Origin of the sequence: Ancylobacter defluvii (assembly GCF_018390605.1) — a bacterium.
GTDB lineage: Bacteria > Pseudomonadota > Alphaproteobacteria > Rhizobiales > Xanthobacteraceae > Ancylobacter > Ancylobacter defluvii.
This window is the reverse complement of sequence record NZ_JAHBGD010000024.1, coordinates 408,136-431,885: the sequence shown is the minus strand read 5'-3', so window position 1 is coordinate 431,885 and position 23,750 is coordinate 408,136. Positions and strand designations below refer to the sequence as shown.

Genomic DNA, 23,750 nt, shown 5'->3' with positions numbered 1-23,750 from the left:
CCGCGTCCGCCCCGCAATCGTGGCACCAAGCGGGGATGTATCGATGCGGATGGGATCCGGCTGCATGTCCATCCTCACTTCGTTGCCCCGAGGCTGGCGCGCTGCATCGCCTTCCACAGCGCATCCGTGCGCAACAGCATCACGCCGCGTGCCTCCTCGGCATCGTGTCCCTCGCCGAAGACCGTGCAGACCGGCTCGCCGGGGTGCAGCCGCGTGCCGAAGGCAGGGCGATCGGCGGTGTGGGGCGGCAAGCTGTCGAGGCGCATCTCGCACTCGGCCGTCGCATAGAGAATGCCGGCGGCCCGGGCGCCGAATTCCGGGCCGGGGCGCAGCGGCGCAAGGTCCGGCAGGCGGCCTTCGCAGGCGTCGAGATGCAGGTGCAGCAGCGGCGGCAGCGGCGGGCGGTCGAAGATGTCCAGCGTCGCCCCCGGTCGCGGGTTGAGCTCGATGAGGCTCCAGCCGTCGCGCGACAGGATGAGGTCGGCGCTGGCGAGACCGAGCAGCCCGGTGGCGCCGGCAAGACGGTCCAGCGCCTTGGCGACGCCGTGTTCGACGGACAACGGCACCGCTATCGGCCCGGCGGCGCCGCCGTAGCGATAGGGCGAGGCGGCGTCGGGCGCGCACCATTGCCCGGAAAAGGCGAGAAGGCGGGCCTCGGCTCCATTGGCGAGAAACAGTGCCGAGATGGTACGGCCCTCGATGCGCTCCTGCAGATAGTGGCCGTTTGCCTGCACCCGCTGCGCCGGATGGATATGGCCGCCGCCGGAAGCGCCGATGGCCTTTTCCAACGCCTCCATACCGGCTGGCGCCTGATCGGCGAAGACGCGGGGATGCGCAATGTCGAGCGATGCCAGTAGCCGGCTGAACGCGAACGGATCCTTCACCTGCCGCAGCACCGCGCCGCCATTGCCGGCGAGCCGCCAGCGCGCCGCCAGCCGGTCGACGAGGTCCGGCATCGCTTCGAAGCCCGAGCCGAGCACCAGCGGCCACGACGCAAGGGCGTGGATCTCCAATTTTTCGATCAGGTCGGCGGCATCGATGGCGAGGCCGTCACGACGGCGCAGCGGCACCATCTCGGCCGCGAGCGTGCGGGTGTCCTCGTCGCCGAACAGGTCAATCACCAGCGGTTCGAGACCGGCGCGCCGCGCCGCCGCCGCCAGGGCGCGGGCGGAAAGGGCGGCGACCACGATGTCGGGCATGCGGCGGCTCAGCTGGCCAGCGACCGGGCGAGGTCGAAGGCAACCTCGACGCCGATGTCGAGCGGACCCTCGGCGACCCGCATGCGCTTCAGCAACTCGTGCTGCACCTGATATTTGAGCTGGCCGATGGTCAGCGCGCCGATGCCGAGCGCACCGCCCGGCAGGGCGACGCCGTTCGCCATCGCATCGATCCCCTCGATGCCGGCGGGCGGCACCGCGTTGATGTCGGCGGCCACCTTGAGGGCAGAGGCCGCGGCAAGCGCGTCGGCGGAGAGGATCTCGACGCCGGCCTTGCCGCAGGCGAGCACCACATCCGCCTCGGGGAGCAGCGCGCGCTTGTCCTCCTCGCTGCGGGCGGCGGCACAGGCGAGCGAGACGCTGAAGCGGCCGGCGAAGTCGCGGGCCTTGGCCTCGACGCTCTCTATGTCGCGATGGCTCACCAGCGTCACCTCAGCGCCGGCGCGGGCGGCGAGCACGCCGGCAATGCCGCCGACGACGCCGGTGGCGCCATAGACCTGCACCTTGGCGTTTTCCAGGCCCTGCGGATGCAGCATGCGCAGGTGGCGTTCGACCTCCGCCACCATGGCGGCTGCCGTGGTGAAGGCGCCCGCCGGGTCGACGAACACCGAGATCTGGAACGGCGGGAACAGCACCTCCCGCGCCCGGTCGGCCATGTCGAGCGCCAGGCCGGCATCCTTGCCGCCGATGAACAGGCCGGTGCGCGGCGCGCCGGCGGGCGGGCGCGAGAACATCATGTCCTGCACCAGTTCGCCGATCTCCTCCAGCGTGACCTGGCTGTAGGGAAGGATGGTCGCATAGCCGGCATCGACCGCCATGTTGACGTCGAAGGGGCTGATGTGGCGCAGGGGCGAGACGATGTGCAGGATCGGCGCGTGCTCGTCCATTCCGTGGTTCTCCCAGGGGGTCAGTCGGTGCCGAGCCACTCGGTGCGCGCGCCGGCGTTTCGGCCGCGCGCCACCTCGAAGGACAGGTTCGGCCGGTGGGCGAAGCGTTGGCGCAGCCGCGCTGCCAGCTGCTCTGCGGCGTCGGGCGCGCCGAGAATGGCGAAGCCGGTCGGCCCCCATGAACTCTGGCCGACGCCGGAGGCACCTTCGGCGGCGGCGAACTCCATGGCCGCCGCGACATCCTTGCTGGTATAGCGCCCGCCCTGCGCGCGGGCATAGTGATCGCCGAGCCGGGCCTGGATCTCGCCGATGGCGGCGCCGAAGGCGGCGCAGTCCTGCTCGACCAGCGCCGGCAGGGCGACCATGAGGGTCAGTCGGCAGAGGTGGCCGGCCAGCGTGTCTTCGAAGGGCGGCAGCGCATTCATCGCCGTGACCTCTTCGCTGCCGCTCAGGCCCTGCGACTTGTCGTCGAAGGCGAGCAGGAGGCGCCAGTCCGCCGGGAACGGATGGCGGGCAAGGATGGGTGGCGGGGTGTCGCGGCCGGCGGCCTTGCCGCCGTCGAGCAGCACGCCGCCTTCCGCGAAGGCGCCCATTCCGATGCCCGAGCGCGCGCCGCGGTCGAGCGCGGCGGTGAGGGTGCGGGCGTCGAGCGGCCGGCCGCGCAGCATGGCGAGCGCCGAACCGGCGGCGAGCGCCAGCTGCGTGCCGGAACCGAGCCCGGCATGCGGCGGCAATGCCCGCTCCACCGTGATGGCGACGCGAGGATCGAACTCGAAATGCGTCGCCACCCGCTCCACCGCGGCACGGGCACGGGAGGCGTCGGGACCGGTCGCGGTGAGTTCGTCCGCCGGCACCATCTTCAGCGATAGCGTCGGCTGGTCGAGCGTAAGGCCGAGACTGCCGAAGCGGCGGCCGAGGCTGCCGGAGAGATCGAGGAAGCCGAGATGCAGCCGTGCCGGCGCGATGATGCGGACCCCGTTCGCATGGGTCTGCCGGCCGGGGCGTGCGATGGACTGGGTATTATCGTTCACGGGCGTTTCCTCCCGGCCATGGTAGAGCCCCGTCGCCGCCAAGGGCAATCGGGCCGCGACCATTTGCCGGTGGGCGGGCCGGCGGGTGGGCGGGGGCCGGCGGGTGGGCGAGGGCGATGCGTCCTTCGTGATTTGCCCGGTGTTGCCGGCGGGCGTAGCTTTCCCTGAGGTGCCGCCGTGCGGTGGATGCCGACCGCATGATGGGATGTTCCCCGAGCGGCGCCCTGACCAGGGAGGCGCATATGGGACGCTATTTCATCGATTGCCGGGAAATGCCCAGCGACAAGAAATGTACGCTGGCGATGGCCGCCGACACGGAAAAGGAATTGATGGAGGCGGCCGTCCAGCACGCCGTCGCCATGCACGGCCACACGGACACGCCGGAACTCCGCGGCGAGATGAAGAAGGTAATCCACCAGGGAACGCCGCCGGCGGCCGCTCCGCGCGCCGCCTGACACGAGGGCATCCCGCCCCTCGATGCTGCGAGGGGCGGAGTGCTGGAGCGCCGGCGCTACAGCAGCGTGCCGTGCAGGATCGCCAGCGCCACGCTGAAATAGATCACGAGGCCGGTCACATCGATGAAGGTGGCGACGAAGGGTGCCGAGGCGCTTGCCGGGTCGAAGCCGGCCCGCCTGAGCACGAAGGGCAGCATCGAGCCGATCAGCGAGCCGAAGGTGACGATGGCCACCAGCGCCGAGCCGACGGTCGCCGCCACCAGCACCCAGTGCTCGCCATAATCGTGGAAGCCGGCGAGTTGCCAGATGGTGATGCGCGTCATGCCGAGCGTGCCGAGAATGGCGCCGAGCACGAAGCCGGAGGGGAGCTCGCGCAGGGCGACCCGCCACCAGTCGCCGAGCTTGATCTCATGCAGGGCGAGCGCGCGGATGATCAGCGAGGTCGCCTGCGAGCCGGAATTGCCGCCCGAGCTCATGATCAGCGGGATGAACAGGGTGAGCACGATGGCGCGCTCCAGTTCGTCCTCGAAATGCTGCATGGCGCTCGCTGTGAGCATCTCGCCGAGGAACAGGATCGACAGCCAGCCGGCGCGCTTCTTCAGCATGGCGAGGAAGCCGATTTCCATGTAGGGCTCGTCCAGCGCCTCCATGCCGCCGAACTTCTGCGCGTCCTCGGTACCCTCCTCGATGATGGCGTCGATCATGTCGTCGACGGTGACGATGCCGAGCACCTGCTCGTTGGCATCGATGACCGGCACGGCGAGCAGGTCGTATTTCGAGATCAGTCGCGCCACGTCCTCGCGGTCCATCAGCGGATCGACGGTGATCGGGTCGTGCGCCGGGGCGGCGGAGAGGATCGGCTGCTGCGGCTCGCCGATGATCAGCCGGCGCAGCGTCACCGCCTGCAACAGCTTGTGGGTCGCCGGGTCGAGCACGTAGATGGCGTAGATGGTCTCGCGCGTGCGCTCGATGGCACGGATATGGCGCAGGGTATCGCCGATCGTCCAGCTCGACGGCACCGAGACGAATTCGGTGGTCATCAGGCTGCCGGCGGTGTGTTCGGGCCAGGAGAGCAGCCGGTTCAGCTCCGCCTGCGTCGCCGGCGGCAGCCGCGAGAACAGGTGCGAGCGCGCCGGCTCCTCCATCCAGCGGAACAGGTCGGCGGCACGGTCGGCCGACAGCTCGGAGAGAAGGCGTATCGCCTCGTCGTCCGGCAACGCTTCAATGAGATCGCCGGAGAGATCGAAGTCGGGCAAATCGAGGATCTCGATCTGCTTCTCGCGCGGCAGGCTGGCGAGCACCGCCGAGGCGACCTCGGGCTCCTCCTCGTCAAGGGCAGCGGCAATGTCGGCGGGGTGTTCTTCGGCGATTTCGGCGGCGACGTGGGCGGCGCGCGCGGCGGTTTCCACGATCTCGTCGTCGCGGCGGTCTTCCGCCGTGTTACGGGTATCATCCATCTCGGCTCACTTTCCGTCGTCCGTCCCGGGAGGGCGGCGCGGCGAGCCGAGCGGTCAGGTCATGCCTGCGATCGGCTCACATACGCCGGCCGCCACGGGCCGGACGATCGACTGTCACTGTCGCTGGGCATCAGTTGAATCTTGAAGGTTGTGGAGAGCATTGCATCGATGATGCACTGCATCATGACGGTTTCACTGAACCCGGCACGGGCTTGTGTCAAGCACCATCGCAGGGGCGGGCCGACGCAGCGGCAGCACAAGGCGCGAATGCGTTTGCACGCGGTGACGCGGGGTCGGGAGAAGGAGGGGCGGCGCTTTGGCGCGGCTTTCAATATCGGAAACACGTTAAAAACCACGCAACCGCGACCCTGTTCGCGGCGGTGGCAAGATGACCGATCGATCGACGGAGATTAGAGCCAAAGCCAGAGCAACAGGAGCATTACGGCGGCGAGGGCGATGAAGCCCCCGAACGACCGGCTGCCGCTGGTCTCTTCCTGATCGAGATGCATAGAAATCCTCCGCAATTTAATTCGATTTTCATAGTTAAGGAAACGGTAATCCACTCCCGTGGCGGAGTCCAGACGGTTCTGGGGATCTGCGGTGTTAGGAAACCTTACGGAAGCGCCTCGGTCTCAACCGAGGGCGTGGACCAAGGCCCGCGCCTGCGCGAGCCGCACCGGGTCGAAGCGGCCGGTACGGCCATCCGCGCAGAGCGCGCCGCGAAAGCCGAGATAATCGGCGCCGATGCCGCCGAGCACGGGGATGTCGTCAAGGGCGAGCGAACCGGCGAGGCCGGTGACGAGGCCGTTGCGGCGCGCCTCCTCGACGAACTGGCCGAGGGTGAGCGGGTCGAGATGGGTGGTGAGCGAACCCGCCTTCTTGTCGGCGGTGTCGAGCATGATGCCGTAGAAGCCGGCGGTGCCGGCGCTGGCGATCAGCGAGAAATCGGGATCCTGATCGGCGAACAGCACCCCGACGAGACGGGTCTTCGCCGCCAGCGGGGACAGTGCGGCGATGCAGGCGGCGGCATGGGGGCTGGCAAACAGGCCGGCCTTTACGATCGGCACGCCGGTGGCCGCGACGCGGGCGCAGGCGCTGGCCAGGATGGCCGGCACCATGGGCTGGTCGCCGGCGGTGGCGCTGAGCGCCGGGCGCCCCTCGCCGCAGGCGTTCCACAGCATCACTGCGGCGTCGAGCGCCTCCGAGCTCCAGGCGCCGAGCGCGCCGAAGGCCGGCTGCTTGAGATCGACGATATCGGCGCCGCCGACGATGGCGGCGCGCATCTCGGCGAGATCGGCGACGCTGGCCAGCAGGCCCGGCGGGTTGCCAGGCGGAGCGGGATGCGGGCGCGGGACGTGGCGGCTCATGAGGCTCGGTTCCATCGCCTCAAGCTCACGATGTCGGAGCCGCGTCGGGCGGCGGCAGGCCGTCGCGCGTCTGGCGATGGGTCGCCACCGCCTCGATCATCCATTCCCAGGCCTCCTGTTCCTCCGGGCCGGCGGTCTTCTCCACCGCGATGGCGAGATAGGCCATCTCGGCGTCGATCTTCTCGTCGGAGAGAATGTTGAGGCGACTGATCAGCACCGCGGCTTCCAGCACCGCCGCCTTGGCGCGGTTCAGGCCGAGAAAGCGGTGATGGCCCTCGCTGTGATAGGTCTTGCAGAAGATGCGCGGGCGCTGCCGGTCCTCCTCGACCCGGTCCACGGTGATCTCGTCATGCGAGAGCGCGCCGACGAGGCGGGGGCAGTCGATATAGCTCGCCTTCTGCGTCTCGACCGGGATGCGCTTGCCGAGCACGCAGGCGGCGATGAGCCGCACGTCGTCGGTGAAGTTGATGACGCCGATCTGGGTATCGACCAGATTGTCGAGCGTGCGCGAGGGCTTGAAGGGTTGGAGCAGGTAGCCGCCCTCGATCACCGTCGCGCCCATGGGGGCGATGTGTCGCTCGCCGTTGCGCGAACGGGTGGTGACGATGGTCTCGCGGATCATGGTTCGCTCTTATCGGGCTTCGCGGGCAGCGTCGAGCCCGCCTTGTCGAATGTCAAACGGTGCGGATCGGCGCCGCCATCGTCGGTGCGTCCGTCGCCGTGCCCGGCAACGCCCCATTTGAGCGCCTCGTCCTGCGCATAGCGCTTGCCGAGGCGGAAGGCGATTTCGGCGCGGGCGGTTTCCACCCCGAGATAGAAAGCGTGGGCGGCATCGTTCTCCACCCCCAGCGAGGGGAAGAAGGCGAAGGGATCGGCGCCGGTGTGGTGGCCGTCGCGGTTGAACACGTGCACGCCGTCCTGCGCCACCATGATGCGGTAGTTGCGATCGCGCACCTCGCCCGCGAGGTCGGCGATCTCGTCGGGCGTGGCGGCATAGGGGCGGCGGTCGCGCAGCGCCATCAGCCCGCCGCCGAAGCCCTGCGGCAGCGCCCCGGCCTCGCGGGCGGCGTAGAACTCCCGCCGGGCACGGTCGAACTCCTTCACCGCCAGCCGGCAATGCGGGCTGACCTGCACCGCCAGCACAGCGTTCAGCTTCAGTTCGGAGATGACGCCCATCAGGATGGCATTGATGCCGGTGGTGTCGGCATCGGTGAGTTCGGTGACGTTGCCGATGCCCATCAATATGTCGATGTCCGGGTATTGCCGGCGCAGCGTCGCGTAGCGCTCCAGTGAGGCGGTGAAGCCGTAATGGATCGGCTCCAGGATCGGATCGGCGAGGAAGGCGCGTCCCTTGGCCCGGCACGCCTCGATGGCGCGGATGAGCGAATTGAGGTCGTTGGGCGGGGAGGGAACCAGCACCGGGATCGCCGGGCCTTCCTTCACGATGGCGAGGGTGTGCTCGGTGAGGCTGAGCAGGTAGTCGGCGCCGGCGCGGGTGGCGCGCGCGAGTTCCTCGGGGTTGAAGCTGTCGACGCTGACCTTCAGCCCCTCCGCCTTTAGCGCCGCGATCGCCTCTTCCAGATGCGGAAAGGGGGTGTCGGGCAGGCAGCCGAGGTCGATCACCTCCGCGCCGTCGGCCGCCAGGCTCTTGGCCCGGGCGACGAGTTCGGGCAGCGAGAGGGCCGAGGCATCGACGATCTCGGCGAAGATCGTCACGTCGTGGCGGGAGAGGTCGGCGCGGGCACGGGCCTTGCCGAAATGCTCCGGCAGGTCGGCCAGCTCGTCTGGGCCACGCTCGAAGGGCAGGCCGAAATGGCGCTCCAGACGCGAGAGGTCGCCGCGGAAGCGGCCGGGCATCACCACGCGCGCCGCCCCCTCCGGCAGTTTCAGCCGGCGCTCGACGATCTCGGCGGTCATCAACGCCGCCACCTTCACGCCGACATTCACCACCACCGGATCGAGCGCCGGCGAGGCGATCTCGCCCGCCACCTTGATCAGGCGCGGCTCGGCGAGCGAGCCGGTGACGAGGGCGACCCTTTCCGCACCGCCGGCGGCTGGCTTGTCCGGCTCCTCAGCCATCGGCCGGTATCCCGGCAGCCAGTGCCGCCTTGCGGGCGGCGACGGCGTGCTCCAGCGCGCCGATGGTTTCCACCACGGAGCAATATTCGAAGCGCGACAGGCGGTCGGTATTCTCGAGGTCGATGGCGCGCGGATAGACCGGCACCGGCCCGCGCGGCGCCATGGTGATCATCTCCGGCGAGGTGTCGCAGGCGAAGACGATGCTCGGCACCCGGCATTTTCCGGCCTGGGCGAAGCAGTTGGTGACGAGGCTGTCGGCGATGCCATAGACGCATTTCGCCACCGTGTTCGCCGAGGCCGGCGAGACGACGAGGGTATGGTAGCGCCCCTCATAGAAGCGGCCGACCGGCACCGCCGAGGCGGACAGATCGTGATAGATGCGCAGCCCCGGCGGCAGCTCCTGCCGATACATGCGCAGCACCTCTTCCGCCGCCTTGGAGACGAAGAGGTCGACCGGATCGAGCGTGGCGATCAGCGCCAGCGACTCGACGAAGAAATGCCCCGAGCCGGTGAGCGCCCAGGCCCAGCGGGCATCTTTTCGATGGCGGGTTCCTGCATCGCTCATGCCGCGCTCCTGTTGCGGGAGAAAGCCGCGAGGGCCTCGTCGATCGACAGAAGCTCGATGCGTCCGGCGTAGCGGGCGGCGAGCGCCGGCACGTGAGGGTCGACGAGGCCGGCTTCGACCCATGCCTCCGGGCGGGAGGAGGTGGCGGTGACGGATTTCACGAAGATCAGCCGGCGGGCTTCCAGGCGCAGCGCCAGCCAGAGGGCGAGGCTGTCGGAGGTGACGTCCCAGCTCGCGGTAAGCTCGGCGTCGCGCCCCATCGCAGCCGGCAGCCAGAGTGCCGCGCGGCCGGCCGCATGGGTGTCGGCCATGGTGGCGGCATCGGCGCAGGGGATGAGGCGTGGCGCGAGATCGACAAAGGCCAGGGCGAGGCTTTCCATGGCGAGGATCGCCATGTGGTGGCAGGCGCGGTCGCTCAGCGACAGGCGCGGTTGCAGTGCGCGCACCGCATCCGCCAGCGGGCCGCCGCCCGGCACGACGATGAGCGGTGCCCCGGCCTCGGCGAGGCCGGCCAGCAGTTCGGCGAGCCGCGGCGCGGCGACGAGGCTGCCGCCGAGCTTGACGATGACCGCTTCCGGCAAAAATGTCTGGTGCATTAGGTCGCGTCCTGCGGCTCGTATCCTGCCTCATTGAGCACGGATGCGCAGCGCTGCTTATGCGACAAAAGGTCGGACGGGAAAACCCTTTGGTTTCCGCGCCTTGGGCGTCCGGATGCGCGGAGGATGGGCCGCGTCGCCTTTCTATAGCCGCGGCTTCGATTGGCGCAGGGCTTGATCAGGGCGGGCCGGGAAGTGTGGCGATCGGGAGCGGGCGGGTAAATGATAGGGCAGGTCCGGTAGCCGGACCGCCCTGGCGGGGGCGGTCCGGCATCGGGCATCTGCGCCAAAGCGCAGCACCGACCTGTCTCGCGGCCATGCCGTGACTGACGCCTCGCTGCGGGGGGCGGTATTGCGAGGTGTCGGTTTCGGCGGGACGAGCATCGGCTCATCCGCACCGCGAGAACAAACGCACCCTAGCGTCAAATTGAGAAACTTACCAGTACCAATAAATTTGGCACGCGATCGGCTTTCGCGTGTCCGAAAGCTGGGACGGCACATCAAAAGGGTCGAGAACAAAAAAAAGCCCGGAGCGGGGCTCCGGGCTTTTAAAGGTTAGACGGTCATGGAGCGGCGAACCGCTCCGTATTCCAAATCGAGGATGGGCCCGATCCGAAGGCTTGTCGAGGGTGATTCGTGCCGATCACGTATTCGGGATTCGCAGATCACGTCTCGCGGTGCGGGGCTGTGGTGCCCGCCAGCGGGCGAAGGTATTCGGCGCTTGCCGTGACGTGAACGGCAGCTTTGAGAGTGGCCGGCCACGCGCCGCGAGCCAAGGCCCTCCTGCCGGTTTGGACGGTGGAGGGCTGAATCTCGGCGCCATCGGCGGCCCTTTCGGGCGCGGCCCTGCGTCAGATATCGGCGAGATGATGCAGGGCGATGCCGGCGGCGGTGGCGACATTGAGCGAGTCGAATCCGCCCGCCATCGGAATACGCACTGTGCGGGCGCGGGCCATGATGGCGGCTGACAGGCCTGGCCCCTCGGCACCGACCATCAGCGCGGTGCGGGGCGCGCGGACGAGCTGCTTCAGCATGGTGGTGCCGGATGGGCTGAAGGCGAGCAACTCGAAGCCGTTTGTCGCCAGCAGATCCAGGAGCGCCTCCGCGCTTCCCTCCCGCGCGAAGGGCACGACGAGACTGCCGCCGACCGAGACGCGGATCGCCTTACGGTAAAGCGGGTCGCAGGAGGCGAAATCGAACAGCGCCGCGTCCGCCCCGAAGGCGGCGGCATTGCGCATGATGCCGCCGACATTGTCGTGATTGGTGATGCCGAGCGCCACCACCACCAGAGCGCGCTCCGGCAGGCCGGCGAGAAGCGCGGCGGCGGAAGCCTCCTGCCCACGCAAGCCGACGCCGAGCAGGCCGCGATGGATGTGAAAACCGGTGATGCCGTCGAGGATCGCCTGACTGGCGGTGTAGACCGGCACATGCTCCGGCGCCTGGGCGAGGAGGGGCGCCAGCGCCTCCGCTCGGCTCTCGGCGATGAGCAGCGATTCCAGCGCGAAACGGTTGCGCGGCGACAAGGCGACGTCGAGCACCGTCCGGCCCTCGACGATGAAGCGCCCGCCGCGCCCGACGAGGTCGCGCTCCTTGATGACGCGATAGGCGTCGATGCGCGGGTCGTCCGGCGTGGCGAGGGAGACGAGGCGGGTCACCCGCCGAGTTCCTCGCGCAGCATTTCGAGCTCCAGCCACTCTTCCTCGGCCTTGGCAAGCGCCGCCTGGGCCTTGGTCAGCTCGGCGGTGGCCTTCTGGAAGCCGGCGGGATCGCGCGTATAGAAATTCGGCGTGTGCAGCGTGTTGTTCAGCCGCTTGATGTCGGATTCCAGTTGCGACATGCGCTTGGGCAGCTGTTCCAGCGCATGCTTCTCCTTGAAGGAGAGCTTGCGCTTCGACGCGGCCGCAGCGGGAGACGCGGGCGAACCGGCCGCGCTCGATTTGACCGCGGCCGGCGCAGCGGCCGCCGCCGCCGCGGCGGCCCGCGCCTTCACGCCATGGCCGCGCTGGGCGACCATGTCGGAATAGCCGCCGGCATAGACGTTCCAGTTGCCATCGCCCTCATAGGCGATGGTGGCGGTGACGGTTCGGTCGAGGAAGTCGCGGTCGTGGCTGACCAGCAGGACGGTGCCGGCATAGTCGTCGATCATCTCTTCCAGGAGATCGAGGGTCTCGAGGTCGAGATCGTTGGTCGGCTCGTCGAGCACCATCAGGTTGCTGGCTTGCGCGAGGGCGCAGGCAAGGAGCAGCCGCCCGCGCTCGCCGCCGGACAGCCGCGATACGGCGGTGCCGGCCTGCTCCGGGGTGAACAGGAAGTCCTTCATATAGCCGATGACGTGGCGCGGGTTGCCGCCGACAAACACCTGGTCGCCACGTCCGTCGGTGAGCGTGTCGCGCACCGTGCGGTTGGGGTCGAGCGCGGCGCGGCGCTGGTCGAGCGTCGCCATCTCGATATTGGTGCCGAGCTTGGCCTTGCCGCTATCGGGGGCCAGTTCGCCGGTGAGCATCTTGAGCAGCGTGGTCTTGCCGGCGCCGTTGGGGCCGACGATGCCGATACGGTCGCCGCGCTGGATGCGGATCGACAGGTCGCGCACGATGACGCGATCGCCATAGGATTTGGAGATGTGCTCCGCCTCCATCACCAGCTTGCCGGAGACGTCAGCCTCGGTGGCGGTGACGGAAATGGTGCCCACCGCGCCGCGATGGTCGCGGAACCTGGCGCGCAGATCGGCCAGCTCGCCGACGCGGCGCATGTTGCGCTTGCGCCGGGCGGTGACGCCGTAGCGCATCCAGTGCTCTTCCGCGACGATCTTGCGGGCGAGCTTCTGCTGGTCGCGCTCCTCCTCCTCCAGCACCTGGTCGCGCCATTCCTCGAAGAAGGCGAAACCGCGCTCCATGCGCCGCGTGCGGCCGCGGTCGAGCCAGACGGTGGCGCGCGTGAGGTCCTGCAGGAAACGCCGGTCATGGCTGATCAGCACGAGGGCGGAGCGCAGCGAGGCGATCTCGGCTTCCAGCCACTCGATGGCCGGCAGGTCGAGATGGTTGGTCGGCTCGTCGAGCAGCAGGATGTCCGGCTCGGGCGCCAGCACGCGGGCAAGCGCGGCACGGCGGGCCTCGCCGCCGGACAGGTTGGCCGGGTCTTCCTCGCCGGTGAGGCCGAGTTCGTTGAGCAGGTAGATGGCACGGTATTCCGCATCGCCCGGCCCCATACCCGCCTCGACATAATCGAGCGTGGTCCGGAAGCCAGAGAGGTCCGGCTCCTGCGGCAGGTAGCGCACCGTGGCGCCGGGCTGCACGAAGCGTGGGCCGCTATCGGCCTGCACCAGGCCGGCGGCGATCTTGAGCAAGGTCGACTTGCCGGAGCCGTTGCGGCCGACGAGGCCGACGCGTTCGCCGGCGGAGACGGACAGTTCCGCCCCTTCGAGCAGCGGAGTGCCGCCGAAGGTGAGGCGTGTGTCTTGAAGCAGAAGGAGAGGGGGTGCCATGGCGCGGGGATAGGGGATGAACCCGCGCGGGGCAAGGGGGCAGGCACGGCCGAGGGCGCTATTCCGCCAGACCGTGGCGATGGAAGACGCAGGCCAGCTTGTTGCCGTCCGGATCGCGGGCATAGGCGGCGTAGAAGCCGGGCCCGTATTGCGGGCGCAGTCCGGGTGCGCCCTCATCGCTGCCGCCATGGGCGAGGGCGGCGGCGTGGAAGGCGTCGACCTGCGTCGCGCTGGTGGCGCGCAGCGCCACCATGGGGCCGTTGCCGGGCTGCGGCGCGTGGCCGTCATAGGGATGGCAGAGCCAGAGGCTGACGCCGCCATCATAGTCCGGCCCGTAGCCGGCCCAGCCGGGCGTCGCATCGGCGCTGCGGACCTGGCCGAGCGCCGCCATCACCGCATCGTAGAAGCCGAGCGCCCGGCCGAAATCCGCGACGCCGAGAGTGACATAGAGAATGAGCGACGGCATATCGGGTCTCCTGCCTCAACGGAAGTCTGGTGCGTGAACGGAAGTCGGGCCGCCGCCATGTGGCGGCAACAGGCGCGGGCGTGTAAACAGCCGCTCACAAGCATCCGCCAGACGATCGGACGTTGCCATGACCTCGACGACAGTCGCCGACCTCGCCCCGCTTCTTGAAACGATCGGCCGCCACATCGGCGCCCAGCATGTGCTGACCGCGCCCGGCGATACCGCCGCCTATCTGCGCGAGGAGCGCGGGCTCTATGACGGGCGCACCCCGGCGGTGCTGCGGCCGGGTTCGGCTGAGGAGGTCGGCTTCATCGTCGCCGCCTGCGCCGAGGCGGGGGCGCCGATCGTGCCGCAAGGCGGCAATACCGGCCTCGTCGGCGGGCAGATGCCGTTCGGCGAGCTCGTCGTTTCGCTTGCCCGGTTGGACAAGATCCGTCAGGTCGATCCCATCGACATGACGATGACGGTGGAAGCCGGCTGCATTCTCGACACCATTCACAACGCGGCGGAGGCGGTGGGCTGCCTGTTCCCGCTGCACATCGCCTCGCAAGGCTCCTGCCGCATCGGCGGCAATCTTGCCACCAATGCCGGCGGCACCGCGGTGCTGCGCTATGGCAATGCCAAGGAGCTGGTGCTCGGCCTCGAAGTGGTGCTCGCCGACGGGCGGGTGTGGAACGGGCTGAAGCGGCTGCGCAAGAACAATGCCGGCTATGACCTCAAGCAACTGTTCCTCGGTACCGAAGGCACGCTCGGCATCATCACCGCGGCGGTGCTCAAGCTGTTCCCGGCGCCGGCGCAGCGCACCACGGCCTTTCTCGCCGTGCCCGACCCGGAACATGCGCTCAAGCTGCTGCACCGGCTGCGCGGCCTCGCCGGCGACGGGCTGACCACCTTCGAGCTGATGGCGGATTTCGGCATCGAGACGGTACTCAAGCACATGCCGGGCACGGTACGGCCGTTCGCCGGGCGCTACGACTGGTACGTGCTGACCGAGTTCTCCGCCCCGACCCGCGCCTTCGATCTCGGCGCGCTGATGGAGAGCGGGCTGGAGGCGGCGATGGAGGCCGGTGAGGTGACCGATGCGGTGATCGCCGCCAGCGAGGCGCAGGCGGATGCGCTGTGGCGGCTGCGCGAGGACATGAGCGAGGCGCAGAAGCACGAAGGCGGCTCGATCAAGCATGACGTCTCGGTGCCGGTGTCGAAGGTGCCGGAGTTCCTCGCCCGCGCGCTGCCGGCGGTGACCGCCGAATTGCCCGGGCTGCGGCCATGCCCTTTCGGCCATGTCGGCGACGGCAACATCCACTTCAACCTCAGCCAGCCGGTGGGCATGGAAAAGGCCGCCTTCATCGACATGTGGGAGCGCTTCAATCGCATCGTGCACGACATCGTGACCGAGATGGACGGCTCGATCGCCGCCGAGCACGGCATCGGCCGGCTGAAGGCGCATGAGCTCGCGCACTATGCCGATCCGCTGGCGCTGGAGCTGATGGGGCGGCTGAAACATGCGCTCGACCCGCTGGGACTGCTGAATCCCGGCAAGGTGCTGGAGGTGTAGTCAGTACCTGCATCAGTCTAGAATGATCATAAGGTGCAAAATTGAAGTATTCGCCTTCTTTTGAACCGTTCTACTGTTTGAAGAATGGGCATTTTGAGGTTGTCGGGAGCGTATAGAGGGGTTTAAGGAAACCGTTAATTGACCAGTCGCCCCGTCCATCGGCCTTCGCGCGTTGAGCGAGGCCATGGCGGGCCGCCAATGACGGGTAGCCCCATGCCGACCCTTCGTCTGCCGACGACATGCCTTCCGATGCCGCGCCTTGCCGCCTCGCCCCGCCTTTCACTGATCGCGCTGCTCGCGCTGTCGGTGTTGGCCGGGCCGCCGGTGGCGTTTGCGCAGGGGGCGGCGCCGACGGCAACGCAAGCGCCGGCGGCCGTGCCGGGGCAGCCGCTGGGTCAGGCCCCGGCGGCTCCCGTCGCCACCCCGTCGACCGCTGCCCCGTCGACCGCTGCCCCCACGACCGCCGCTCCTGTGACGACGGATCCTGTTGCCCCGGCTCCCGCGACGAACGTTCCGGCGAGCAATGGTGCGACGGGCGACGCGTCCTCACCGGCGGGCGCTCCGGCGCCTGACGCTGGTGCTGCGGCTGCGGCTGCGGCCGATGCTGCCGCGCCGGCGCATGAAGGCGAGGATCCCACCGTCTCCGCCCAGCTGCCGCACGACCTGTCGCCCTGGGGCATGTTCATGGCCGCCGACTGGGTGGTGAAGGCGGTGATGATCGGCCTCGCCTTCGCCTCGGTGGTGACCTGGACGGTGTGGCTGGCAAAGAGCGTCGAGCTGATGGCGGCGCAGACGCGGGTGCGCAAGACGCTGCGCGGTTTCCTCGCCAGCGCCTCGCTGGACGAGGCCCGCCGGGTCGGCGCCAAGGGGCCGGCGGCGGCGATGCTGCGCTCCACCGATCTCGAATTGAAGCGCTCCGGCGACCTGCCGGCCGAGGGCATCAAGGAACGCGTCTCGATCTCGCTGGGCCGCATCGAAGTGGCGACCGGCCGCGCGATCAACCGCGGCACCGGCCTGCTCGCCACCATCGGCGCCACCGCCCCCTTCGTCGGCCTTTTCGGCACCGTGTGGGGCATCATGAATTCGTTCATCGGCATCTCGAAGGCGCAGACCACCAATCTCGCCGTAGTGGCGCCGGGTATCGCCGAGGCGCTGCTCGCCACCGCCATCGGCCTCGTCGCCGCCATTCCGGCGGTGGTGATCTACAACCACTTCGCCCGCCAGGTGGCCGGCTATCGCATCCTGATGGGCGATGCCTCGGCCGAAGTGCTGCGGCTGCTGTCGCGCGATCTCGACCGGCGCGACGCCCGCGAGACGTCGCGCTCGGCGGCGACCACGGCTCGCCTGCGCGCCGCTGCCGAGTGAGGTGAACCGATGGCTGCCAAGCTCCAGAGCGGCGACGTCGACGATCTCGCCGAGAACCACGAGATCAACGTCACCCCGTTCATCGACGTCATCCTGGTGCTGCTGATCATCTTCATGGTGGCGGCGCCGCTCTCCACCGTCGATGTGAAGGTCGACCTGCCGGCCTCGACGGCGGCGGTGCAGCCGCGGCCCGACAAGCCGGTCTATCTCAGCGTGAAGAGCGACCTCGGCCTCGCTCTCGGCAATGACGACGTGCCGCGCGGGGAACTGGGCGCGACGCTGGATCGCGCTGCCGAAGGCAAGAAGGACACCCGCATCTTCCTGCGCGCCGACAAGAGCGTCGCCTATGGCGATCTGATGGAGGTGATGAACCTCCTGCGCACCGCCGGCTATCTCAAGATCGCACTGGTCGGGCTGGAAGCCATGCCGGCGGCGGGAACGGCGCCGGCTGCGGCGAATGCCGCGACCCCAGCGCCGGGTACGGTCGCGACCCCTGCGCCCTCGGCTCCCGCGCCTGCCGCTCCGGCGCCTGCGGGTGCGGCTCAATGAGCCTTATGCTGCTGCGTGGCGGAACGGTCGAGCGGCTGGTTCGCGCCGGAAGCTGGGTCGGCTGCGGCGTGCTGGTGCTCGGCGTGCATGGCGGCGCGCTCGCCTATCTGATGTCCTCTCCGCCGCCGGAGCCGCTGCCCGAGCCGGCGGCGATCATGATCGAGCTCGCCGAAGTGCCGGTGGCGCCGCCCTCCCAGCCGGCCGAGGTCGCGCCCGGCCCGCAGATGATGGAAGCGCCCGAGGAAGTCGAAGAAGACGTCAAGCCGGACGAACTGCCCGAGGAGGAAGTGGAGCCGCCGCCGCCACCCGAGCCGGTGAAGCAGGAGGAGCCGCTGCCGGAGGTGACGGAATCCCCCGCCCCGGACATCGAGGTGCCGTTGCCGCCGCCGGCGCCGCTCGCCGCCGAGCTGACTCCGCCGGAGAAGGTGGAGCCCAAGAAGGAACGGCCGAAGAAGAAGCCGAAGCCGCGCGAGAAGAGCGAGAAGCCGCCGGCGCCGCGCACCTCCGCCGCGCCGCAGATGCAGGCGGAGAACTCCGAGCGCATCGCCGCGCCGACGGCGGGCGCCGCCTCCTCACGCTCGATGACGCCGGCGAACTGGCGCTCGCGGCTGATGGCGCATCTCAACCGCAACAAGCGCTACCCGACCGGCGAGAGCGGTTCGGGCAAGGCGCGGGTCGCCTTCACCATCAATCGGGCGGGGCAGGTGCTGAGCGCGCGGCTGGTGGGCTCGTCGGGCAATTCCCGCTTCGACGAGGAGGCGGTGGCGATGGTGCGCCGCGCCTCGCCGGTGCCGGCGCCGCCGCCGGAAGTGCCGGGTGGCTCCATTGCCTTTACCGTGCCGGTGGATTTCACCCTGCGATGAGCGGCCTTGGCTCCGGAGCCGCAGCGACGCCGTGAGGATGGCGCTGCCGGGATGACGTGCGGGTCGGGAGCGGGGTCTTCGAGGCGCGGTCGCCCCGAGGGAGGCCGCGATTGGGGGGCAGGGACTTACCCCAGCTCGGCGAAAGCCGGCGCATGGCGCAGCGTGCCCTGCGTCGCGGGTAGCGCGCCGCCGAGCGGCAGCACCATGAGGTGCGGGCCGGCATAGGGCGAGGCGAAGCCCGCCGCCGCTTCGGCGGAGAAGCCGAAACGCTGGTAATAGGCGGGATCGCCGAGCACGAAGATGGCCCGCCAGCCCATCGCTCCGGCATGCCCGATGGCGTGGCGAACCAGTTCGCCGCCAATGCCGTGCGCACGACGATCCGGACCGACCGCCAGCGGGGCGAGCGCCAGCGCCGGGAAGGCGGCGGCAATCGGCGAGAGCAGGATGTGGCCGACGATCTCGCCATCCTCCTCCGCGACGAATGAGACGATCGCGTCGCCGGCCGCGCGCAGGCGGTTGATGAGATCGGCTTCGTCCGGGCCGTCAAAGGCGTCGCGCACCAGGGCATGGATCGCCGCCGCCTCGCCGGGCTGTTCGTCGCGGATGAGCATGCGGGGTCTCCTAGGCGCCCAGCCGGGCGAGCGTAGCGGACAGATCCTCCCACAGCTCGTCCGGATCCTCGAGGCCGATGCTGAGGCGGATCAGGCGGCCGGCATCGTGCCATGGCCCGCCATTCTGCCGCGGCGCGATCTCCATCGGGGCGAGCAGGCTATGGGTGCCGCCCCAGGAGGCGCCGATGGCGAAGACCTTCAGCTCCGATAGCGCGGCGGCGAGGTTCGGCTCGGTCGCTGCCTTGAGGACGATGCTGAAGACGCCCGAAGCCCCCTTGAAGTCGCGCGTGAAGGCGGCATGGCCGGGGCAGGAGGGGAGCGCCGGGTGCAGCACGGTCTCGACCTGCGGCATGGCGGCGAGGCGGCGGGCGAAATCCTCGGCCACCCGCCCCGAATGGGCAAGGCGCACCGCCATGGTCTCCATGCCCCGCAGGGCGAGCGAGCATTCGTCCGGCGATACGCCGATGCCGAGTGCCGACAGGGTCTGGCGCAGGCGCCGGTGCAGCGCGACATCGGCGACGGTGATCGAGCCGAGCAGCAGGTCGGAATGGCCGCCGACATATTTGGTCAGCGCCTCGCAGGCGAAATCGGCACCATGCGCCAGCGGCTTGAACAGCAGCGGCGTCGCCCAGGTGTTGTCGCAGCCGGTGAGAACCCCGCGCGCCCTGGCCGCCGCGACGATGGCGGGCACGTCCGGCACTTCCATGGTGCCGGAACCGGGCGCCTCGATCCAGACGAGGCGGGTGCGGGCATCGATGAGATCGGCGATGCCGGCGCCGACCAGCGGGTCGTAGACGGTGAAGTCGATGCCGCGCGGGGCGAGATGCTGGGCACAGAGCGTGTGCACCGGCGGATAGGCGTTGTCCGGAATCAGCACCCGGTCGCCCGGCGCCAGCAAGGTCAGCATCACCATGGAGATGGCGGCCTGGCCGGAGGGCACGATGACGGTGCGCGCGCCGCCATGCAGCCGCGTGAGCTGCTCGGCGAGGGTGCGCGTGGTCGGCGTGCCGTGCAGGCCGTAAGTGTAGCCGTCCACCCCGCGTTCGGCGCGGCGCAGGAAGGCCTCGCCATCCGGATAGACGATGGTCGAGGCCCGGTGCACCGGAACCGTCAGGCTGGCATAGCCCTCCTGCGACACGGCGGGAGCATGGACGCAGCGTGTGGCATCCCGCATGGCCCTGCCGTCCGTCCCGCTCATTCCACCGCCCAGCAGGCGACCAGCCGGCCGGCCTTGAGCTCCAGCGGCGGCGCCTCGTGGCGGCAACGCTCGAAGGCGAGCGGGCAGCGCGGGTTGAAGGCGCATCCCGTCGGTGGGTCGAAGGGGGAGGGGAGCTCGCCCTCCAGCACGATGCGCTCCTTCTTCGCCTCCGGGTCGGCGACCGGGGTCGCCGACATCAGCGCCCGGGTATAGGGGTGCTTGGGATCGTCGAAGATGGCGTCGCGCGGGCCGTGCTCGACCGCGCGGCCGAGATACATCACCATCACCTCGTCGGCCATGTGCCGGACCACGCCGAGATCGTGCGAGACGAACACATAGGCGACGCCGAGGCTCTCCTGCAGCTCGACCAGCAGGTTCAGCACCTGCGCCCGCACCGAGACATCGAGCGCCGAGACCGGCTCGTCGAGGACGAGGATCTTCGGCCGCAGCACCAGCGCGCGGGCGATGGCGATGCGCTGGCGCTGGCCGCCGGAGAACATGTGCGGGTAGCGGCCATGATGCTCGGGGCGCAGGCCGACGCGCTGCATCATGTCGATGGCCCGCTCGCGCCGCTCGGCGGCGGACAGCTTGGTGTTGACCAGCAGCGGCTCCTCGATGGCATTGCCGATGGTCTGGCGCGGATTGAGCGAGCCATAGGGGTTCTGGAAGATCATCTGCACCTCGCCGCGATAGCGGCGGCGGGTCTTCGCGTCGATGCCGGCAACATCGACATCGTCGATGAGCAGCGCGCCGGTGCCGGGCGTCTCGATCATGGTCAGCATGCGGGCGAGCGTCGACTTGCCGGAGCCGGATTCGCCGACCACCGCCAATGTGCTGCGCGGCGCCAGCGCGAAGCTGATGCCGGCCACCGCCTTCACCGTCGCCGGCTTGGCCATCAGGCCGCGCGAGACATTGTAGGACTGGGCGAGGTCGACCGCCTCCATCACCGGCCGTGCGACCGGGATTCTCGCTGCGTTGGTCATGCCGGCACCTCCAGTTTCTTCAGGCCGCGCGGGTGGCCCTCGACCAGCGGCGTGTGGCACAGCGCATAGCCGAGCTCAGCGCCAGCGCGCGGCGGCGGGATGGTACGGCAGGTCTGGGTGGCGAAGCGGCAGCGCGGCGAGAACAGGCAGCCGGCCGGCCGGTCGGCGAGGCCCGGCACCACGCCGGGAATGGAGGGCAGGATACGCCCGCTCGCCCGCTCCGGCAGCGCCGCCAGCAGCGCCGAGGTGTAGGGATGGTGGGGATCGCGGAACAGGCCGCGCGTCGGCTGCATCTCCACCTGCTGGCCGGCATAGTGGACGCAGACCCGCTGCGCCGTCTCGGCCACCACGCCCATATCGTGGGTGATCAGCACCAGACCGACGCCGCTGTCCTTCTGCAGGCGCAGCAGCAGATCGAGGATCTGCGCCTGGATGGTGACGTCGAGCGCGGTGGTGGGCTCGTCGGCGATGATCAGCTTCGGCCGGCAAGCCAGCGCCATGGCGATCATCACCCGCTGGCTCATGCCGCCGGAGAGCTGGTGCGGGAAGGCCTTGAGCCGCCGCTCCGGCTCGGGGATGCCGACCAGTTCCAGAAGCTCGATGGCGCGTGCCTGACGGGCGGCCTTGTCGAGGTCGAGATGCGCCGCCATCGCCTCGCGCAGCTGGAAGCCGACGGTGAAGCACGGATTGAGACTGGACATCGGCTCCTGGAAGATCATCGCCAGGTCGCGGCCGATGATCTTGCGGCGCTCGCGCGGTGACAGCGCCAGCAGATCCTTGCCGTCGAAGCTGAGCCGGTCGGCCGTCACGGTGGCGGTCCAGGGCAGCAGCCCCATCACCGCCAGCATGGCGACCGACTTGCCGGAGCCGCTCTCGCCGACAATGGCGACTAGTTCGCCGGTGGCGACGTCGAGATCGACCTTGTCCACCGCCCGGAACGGGCCGCGGCCGGTGGCGAAGGTGACCGAGAGATTGCGGATGGAGAGAAGACTCATGGCTCAGCTCCGGCGCAGCTTGGGGTCGAGCGCGTCACGCAGGCCGTCGCCCATCAGGTTGATCGCGACCACGGTGACGAGGATGGCGAGGCCGGGAAGGGTGACGATCCACGGCGCGGCGCGGATGAACTCGCGCGAGTCGGCGAGCATCGCCCCCCATTCCGGGATCGGCGGCTGGGCGCCGAGGCCGAGGAAGCCCAGCGCCGCCGCTTCCAGGATCGCATCGGAAATGCCGAGCGCCGCCTGCACGATCAGCGGCGCGAGGCAGTTCGGCAGCACGGTGACGAACATCAGCCGCAGCTTGCCGACGCCGGCGACGCGCGCGGCCACGACATATTCCTTCGACAGCTCGGCGATGGCGGCGGCGCGGACCAGCCGCACATAGCGCGGCAGATACACCACCGTGACGGCGATGATGGTGTTGAGCAGGCTCGGTCCCAGCACCGCCACCACCAGGATGGCGAGCACCAGGCTGGGGATGGCCACCACAAGGTCCATCACCCGCATCACCACCACCTCGACGACGCCGCGCAGGAAGGCGCTGGCGAGGCCGAGCACGATGCCGACCACCACCGAGACGAGCATCACCGACATGCCGATGCCGAGCGAGATGCGCGCGCCATAGATCAACCGCGAGAGCACGTCGCGCCCGACCGCATCGGTGCCGAACGGGAATTGCCACGTGCCGCCGGCCCAGACCGGCGGTTGCTGCACGAACTGGCGGAACTGCTCGATGGGCGAATGCGGCGCCACCAAGGGTGCGAACAGCGCGAGGAAGGCGATGAACGCCACCACCATCAGGCCGAGCACGGCGCCGCGGTTCTCGCTGAAGGCGGACCAGAAGGCGCGCAGCGAGGACGGCGCCGGCGGCACCGTCTCGATGATGGCGCCGTCCGGCAGGATGGTTTCGTCGAGGGGCTGATCAACCATGACGGATCCTCGGGTTGATCGCGACATAGGTGAGGTCGACGATGAGGTTGACGAGGATGACGATGCCCGAGATCAGCATGATGCCGCCCTGCAAGGCCGGATAGTCGCGGCGGGCGATCGACTCGATCAGCCATTTGCCGACGCCCGGCCAGGCGAAGATGGTCTCGGTGAGCACCGCGCCGGCGAGCAGCGTGCCGGTCTGCAGCCCGATGACGGTGACCACCGGGATCAGCGCATTGCGAAGCGCGTGCAGGCCGACCACCCGCAGCGGCGAGAGCCCCTTGGCGCGGGCGGTGCGCACATAGTCCTCGCCCAGCACCTCCAGCATGGAGGAGCGGGTCATGCGGGCGATGACGGCGAGGGGAATGGTGCCGAGCACGATGGAGGGCAGGATGAGATGCGCCACCGCCGAGCCGAAGGCACCTTCCTGGCCCGACAGCAGGCTGTCGATCAGCATGAAGCCGGTCACCGGCTCGAAATAGTAATTGATCAGGTCCATGCGGCCGGAGACCGGGGTGAGCCCGAGATATTCCGACATGAACATGATGAGCAGCAGACCCCACCAGAAAATCGGCATCGAATAGCCGGTGAGCGCCACCGTCATCACCGAATGATCGAAGAAGCTGCCACGCTTCACCGCCGCGATGACGCCGGCGGGGATGCCGAGCACGATGGCGAAGATCAGGCCGCACAGCGTGAGTTCCAGCGTCGCCGGGAACAGGATGGCGAATTCGTGCAGCACCGGCGTCTTGGTGACGATGGAGACGCCGAAATCGCCATGGACGATGCCATTGGCGTAATCGAGGAACTGCTGCCACACCGGCCGGTCGAGGCCGAGTTCATGGCGCAGCATGGCGAGGCGCTCGGGGGCGATGCCGCGCTCGCCGGTGCGGGCCTCGATCGGGTCGCCGGGCACGAGGCGCACCGCCACGAAGGTGACGAACATCAGCGCCACGAAGGTCGGCAGCGTCAGGGCGACGCGGCGGATGAAAAAGCGGAACATCGATATCCCGGGCTTGCGATGCGCCATACCCGGAGCGGCCTGCTCCTCGCGGAGCCACGGAACGCGGCGGGTGGCGGATCTGAGGTCGTCACGTCAC

At 69.3% G+C, this 23,750-nt stretch carries 23 protein-coding genes; 5 read left to right on the top strand and 18 right to left on the bottom strand.

Going from position 1 to position 23,750, the window contains the following annotated elements; genetic code table 11:
- Positions 1 to 74: 74 nt before the first annotated feature.
- Genes KHC24_RS18235 through KHC24_RS18225 form a run of 3 tightly spaced genes read right to left on the bottom strand, consistent with a single transcriptional unit; the run spans position 75 to position 3,135 of the window.
- Positions 75 to 1,199, bottom strand: coding sequence for an ATP-grasp domain-containing protein (locus tag KHC24_RS18235; protein WP_246547124.1), 1,125 nt, complete (start codon positions 1,197 to 1,199; stop codon positions 75 to 77).
- An 8-nt stretch (positions 1,200 to 1,207) separates the two neighbouring features.
- Positions 1,208 to 2,104 carry an NAD(P)-dependent methylenetetrahydromethanopterin dehydrogenase gene (locus KHC24_RS18230; RefSeq protein ID WP_213364735.1) on the bottom strand — a complete coding sequence of 299 codons (897 nt, stop codon included), beginning with the start codon at positions 2,102 to 2,104 and terminating at the stop codon, positions 1,208 to 1,210.
- A 20-nt stretch (positions 2,105 to 2,124) separates the two neighbouring features.
- Positions 2,125 to 3,135 (bottom strand): beta-ribofuranosylaminobenzene 5'-phosphate synthase family protein, encoded by a 1,011-nt coding sequence (locus KHC24_RS18225; protein ID WP_271180610.1) that lies wholly within the window; start codon positions 3,133 to 3,135, stop codon positions 2,125 to 2,127.
- Positions 3,136 to 3,317: 182 nt separating this feature from the next.
- Here KHC24_RS18225 and KHC24_RS18220 point away from each other — a divergent pair, with 182 nt between their 5' ends.
- Positions 3,318 to 3,590 (top strand): DUF1059 domain-containing protein, encoded by a 273-nt coding sequence (locus tag KHC24_RS18220; RefSeq protein WP_338078398.1) that lies wholly within the window; start codon positions 3,318 to 3,320, stop codon positions 3,588 to 3,590.
- A gap of 56 nt (positions 3,591 to 3,646) precedes the next feature.
- Here the strand turns inward: KHC24_RS18220 and mgtE are convergent, their stop codons facing one another.
- The 9 genes from mgtE to KHC24_RS18175 all read right to left on the bottom strand — a co-directional run bounded on the left by mgtE (position 3,647) and on the right by KHC24_RS18175 (position 13,601).
- A complete protein-coding gene (mgtE, locus tag KHC24_RS18215) occupies positions 3,647 to 5,047 on the bottom strand; it encodes a magnesium transporter (protein ID WP_213364733.1) in 1,401 nt (466 codons plus the stop codon).
- Positions 5,048 to 5,679: 632 nt separating this feature from the next.
- Positions 5,680 to 6,414, bottom strand: coding sequence for a (5-formylfuran-3-yl)methyl phosphate synthase (locus KHC24_RS18210; protein ID WP_213364732.1), 735 nt, complete (start codon positions 6,412 to 6,414; stop codon positions 5,680 to 5,682).
- Between the two features lie 25 nt (positions 6,415 to 6,439).
- Positions 6,440 to 7,036: a DUF447 domain-containing protein gene (locus tag KHC24_RS18205; protein ID WP_213364731.1), complete on the bottom strand. Its 597-nt coding sequence runs from the start codon at positions 7,034 to 7,036 to the stop codon at positions 6,440 to 6,442.
- Positions 7,033 to 8,493 carry a DUF6513 domain-containing protein gene (locus tag KHC24_RS18200; RefSeq protein WP_213364730.1) on the bottom strand — a complete coding sequence of 487 codons (1,461 nt, stop codon included), beginning with the start codon at positions 8,491 to 8,493 and terminating at the stop codon, positions 7,033 to 7,035. The genes KHC24_RS18205 and KHC24_RS18200 overlap by 4 nt, the downstream gene beginning before the upstream one ends.
- A complete protein-coding gene (locus tag KHC24_RS18195; protein ID WP_213364729.1) occupies positions 8,486 to 9,058 on the bottom strand; it encodes a flavoprotein in 573 nt (190 codons plus the stop codon). Before KHC24_RS18195 ends, KHC24_RS18200 begins: the two co-directional genes overlap by 8 nt.
- Positions 9,055 to 9,654, bottom strand: a complete 600-nt coding sequence (locus KHC24_RS18190; protein WP_213364728.1) for an amino acid kinase family protein — start codon at positions 9,652 to 9,654, stop codon at positions 9,055 to 9,057. Before KHC24_RS18190 ends, KHC24_RS18195 begins: the two co-directional genes overlap by 4 nt.
- Positions 9,655 to 10,505: 851 nt before the next feature.
- Positions 10,506 to 11,309, bottom strand: a complete 804-nt coding sequence (locus tag KHC24_RS18185; protein WP_213364727.1) for a TrmH family RNA methyltransferase — start codon at positions 11,307 to 11,309, stop codon at positions 10,506 to 10,508.
- A complete protein-coding gene (locus KHC24_RS18180; RefSeq protein ID WP_213364726.1) occupies positions 11,306 to 13,135 on the bottom strand; it encodes an ABC-F family ATP-binding cassette domain-containing protein in 1,830 nt (609 codons plus the stop codon). Before KHC24_RS18180 ends, KHC24_RS18185 begins: the two co-directional genes overlap by 4 nt.
- 58 nt (positions 13,136 to 13,193) lie before the next feature.
- Entirely contained in the window at positions 13,194 to 13,601 is a 408-nt protein-coding gene (locus KHC24_RS18175; protein WP_213364725.1) for a VOC family protein, read from the bottom strand.
- Positions 13,602 to 13,728: 127 nt separating this feature from the next.
- On the opposite strand from KHC24_RS18175, the gene KHC24_RS18170 reads away from it, so the two are divergent.
- The 4 genes from KHC24_RS18170 to KHC24_RS18155 all read left to right on the top strand — a co-directional run bounded on the left by KHC24_RS18170 (position 13,729) and on the right by KHC24_RS18155 (position 17,933).
- Positions 13,729 to 15,156: an FAD-binding oxidoreductase gene (locus tag KHC24_RS18170; protein WP_213364724.1), complete on the top strand. Its 1,428-nt coding sequence runs from the start codon at positions 13,729 to 13,731 to the stop codon at positions 15,154 to 15,156.
- 249 nt (positions 15,157 to 15,405) lie between these two features.
- On the top strand, positions 15,406 to 16,521 hold the full coding sequence (exbB, locus tag KHC24_RS18165; protein ID WP_213364723.1) for a tonB-system energizer ExbB: 1,116 nt from the start codon (positions 15,406 to 15,408) through the stop codon (positions 16,519 to 16,521).
- 9 nt (positions 16,522 to 16,530) lie between these two features.
- Complete coding sequence (gene exbD / locus KHC24_RS18160; RefSeq protein ID WP_213364722.1) at positions 16,531 to 17,070, top strand: TonB system transport protein ExbD; 540 nt, start codon at positions 16,531 to 16,533, stop codon at positions 17,068 to 17,070.
- Positions 17,067 to 17,933 (top strand): energy transducer TonB family protein, encoded by an 867-nt coding sequence (locus tag KHC24_RS18155; RefSeq protein ID WP_213364721.1) that lies wholly within the window; start codon positions 17,067 to 17,069, stop codon positions 17,931 to 17,933. The genes exbD and KHC24_RS18155 overlap by 4 nt, the downstream gene beginning before the upstream one ends.
- Before the next feature lie 125 nt (positions 17,934 to 18,058).
- Here the strand turns inward: KHC24_RS18155 and KHC24_RS18150 are convergent, their stop codons facing one another.
- The 6 genes from KHC24_RS18150 to KHC24_RS18125 are packed head-to-tail and all read right to left on the bottom strand — an operon-like array spanning position 18,059 to position 23,653.
- The gene (locus KHC24_RS18150; RefSeq protein ID WP_213364720.1) at positions 18,059 to 18,544 is read right to left on the bottom strand and encodes a GNAT family N-acetyltransferase; all 486 of its coding nucleotides are present in this window, start codon (positions 18,542 to 18,544) and stop codon (positions 18,059 to 18,061) included.
- 10 nt (positions 18,545 to 18,554) lie between these two features.
- Positions 18,555 to 19,718 carry a cystathionine beta-lyase gene (gene metC / locus KHC24_RS18145; RefSeq protein WP_213364719.1) on the bottom strand — a complete coding sequence of 388 codons (1,164 nt, stop codon included), beginning with the start codon at positions 19,716 to 19,718 and terminating at the stop codon, positions 18,555 to 18,557.
- A 20-nt stretch (positions 19,719 to 19,738) separates the two neighbouring features.
- Positions 19,739 to 20,725, bottom strand: coding sequence for a dipeptide ABC transporter ATP-binding protein (locus KHC24_RS18140; protein WP_213364718.1), 987 nt, complete (start codon positions 20,723 to 20,725; stop codon positions 19,739 to 19,741).
- Positions 20,722 to 21,720, bottom strand: a complete 999-nt coding sequence (locus tag KHC24_RS18135; RefSeq protein ID WP_213364717.1) for an ABC transporter ATP-binding protein — start codon at positions 21,718 to 21,720, stop codon at positions 20,722 to 20,724. The genes KHC24_RS18140 and KHC24_RS18135 overlap by 4 nt, the downstream gene beginning before the upstream one ends.
- Positions 21,721 to 21,723: 3 nt before the next feature.
- On the bottom strand, positions 21,724 to 22,650 hold the full coding sequence (locus KHC24_RS18130) for an ABC transporter permease subunit (protein ID WP_246547122.1): 927 nt from the start codon (positions 22,648 to 22,650) through the stop codon (positions 21,724 to 21,726).
- Positions 22,643 to 23,653, bottom strand: coding sequence for an ABC transporter permease subunit (locus tag KHC24_RS18125; protein ID WP_213364716.1), 1,011 nt, complete (start codon positions 23,651 to 23,653; stop codon positions 22,643 to 22,645). Before KHC24_RS18125 ends, KHC24_RS18130 begins: the two co-directional genes overlap by 8 nt.
- Positions 23,654 to 23,750: the final 97 nt, after the last annotated feature.

What these genes read in the sequence shown, in the direction of transcription:
- KHC24_RS18210 (WP_213364732.1), bottom strand. Translation starts at nt 6,414, where the DNA reads ATGAGCCGCCACGTCCCGCGCCCGCATCCCGCTCCGCCTGGCAACCCG.
- KHC24_RS18180 (WP_213364726.1), bottom strand. Translation starts at nt 13,135, where the DNA reads ATGGCACCCCCTCTCCTTCTGCTTCAAGACACACGCCTCACCTTCGGC.
- KHC24_RS18195 (WP_213364729.1), bottom strand. Translation starts at nt 9,058, where the DNA reads ATGAGCGATGCAGGAACCCGCCATCGAAAAGATGCCCGCTGGGCCTGG.
- KHC24_RS18190 (WP_213364728.1), bottom strand. Translation starts at nt 9,654, where the DNA reads ATGCACCAGACATTTTTGCCGGAAGCGGTCATCGTCAAGCTCGGCGGC.
- KHC24_RS18150 (WP_213364720.1), bottom strand. Translation starts at nt 18,544, where the DNA reads ATGCTCATCCGCGACGAACAGCCCGGCGAGGCGGCGGCGATCCATGCC.
- exbB (WP_213364723.1), top strand. Translation starts at nt 15,406, where the DNA reads ATGCCGCGCCTTGCCGCCTCGCCCCGCCTTTCACTGATCGCGCTGCTC.
- KHC24_RS18135 (WP_213364717.1), bottom strand. Translation starts at nt 21,720, where the DNA reads ATGAGTCTTCTCTCCATCCGCAATCTCTCGGTCACCTTCGCCACCGGC.
- KHC24_RS18130 (WP_246547122.1), bottom strand. Translation starts at nt 22,650, where the DNA reads ATGGTTGATCAGCCCCTCGACGAAACCATCCTGCCGGACGGCGCCATC.
- KHC24_RS18200 (WP_213364730.1), bottom strand. Translation starts at nt 8,493, where the DNA reads ATGGCTGAGGAGCCGGACAAGCCAGCCGCCGGCGGTGCGGAAAGGGTC.
- KHC24_RS18175 (WP_213364725.1), bottom strand. Translation starts at nt 13,601, where the DNA reads ATGCCGTCGCTCATTCTCTATGTCACTCTCGGCGTCGCGGATTTCGGC.
- KHC24_RS18205 (WP_213364731.1), bottom strand. Translation starts at nt 7,036, where the DNA reads ATGATCCGCGAGACCATCGTCACCACCCGTTCGCGCAACGGCGAGCGA.
- exbD (WP_213364722.1), top strand. Translation starts at nt 16,531, where the DNA reads ATGGCTGCCAAGCTCCAGAGCGGCGACGTCGACGATCTCGCCGAGAAC.
- KHC24_RS18230 (WP_213364735.1), bottom strand. Translation starts at nt 2,104, where the DNA reads ATGGACGAGCACGCGCCGATCCTGCACATCGTCTCGCCCCTGCGCCAC.
- KHC24_RS18170 (WP_213364724.1), top strand. Translation starts at nt 13,729, where the DNA reads ATGACCTCGACGACAGTCGCCGACCTCGCCCCGCTTCTTGAAACGATC.
- mgtE (WP_213364733.1), bottom strand. Translation starts at nt 5,047, where the DNA reads ATGGATGATACCCGTAACACGGCGGAAGACCGCCGCGACGACGAGATC.
- KHC24_RS18155 (WP_213364721.1), top strand. Translation starts at nt 17,067, where the DNA reads ATGAGCCTTATGCTGCTGCGTGGCGGAACGGTCGAGCGGCTGGTTCGC.
- KHC24_RS18235 (WP_246547124.1), bottom strand. Translation starts at nt 1,199, where the DNA reads ATGCCCGACATCGTGGTCGCCGCCCTTTCCGCCCGCGCCCTGGCGGCG.
- metC (WP_213364719.1), bottom strand. Translation starts at nt 19,718, where the DNA reads ATGCGGGATGCCACACGCTGCGTCCATGCTCCCGCCGTGTCGCAGGAG.
- KHC24_RS18140 (WP_213364718.1), bottom strand. Translation starts at nt 20,725, where the DNA reads ATGACCAACGCAGCGAGAATCCCGGTCGCACGGCCGGTGATGGAGGCG.
- KHC24_RS18125 (WP_213364716.1), bottom strand. Translation starts at nt 23,653, where the DNA reads ATGTTCCGCTTTTTCATCCGCCGCGTCGCCCTGACGCTGCCGACCTTC.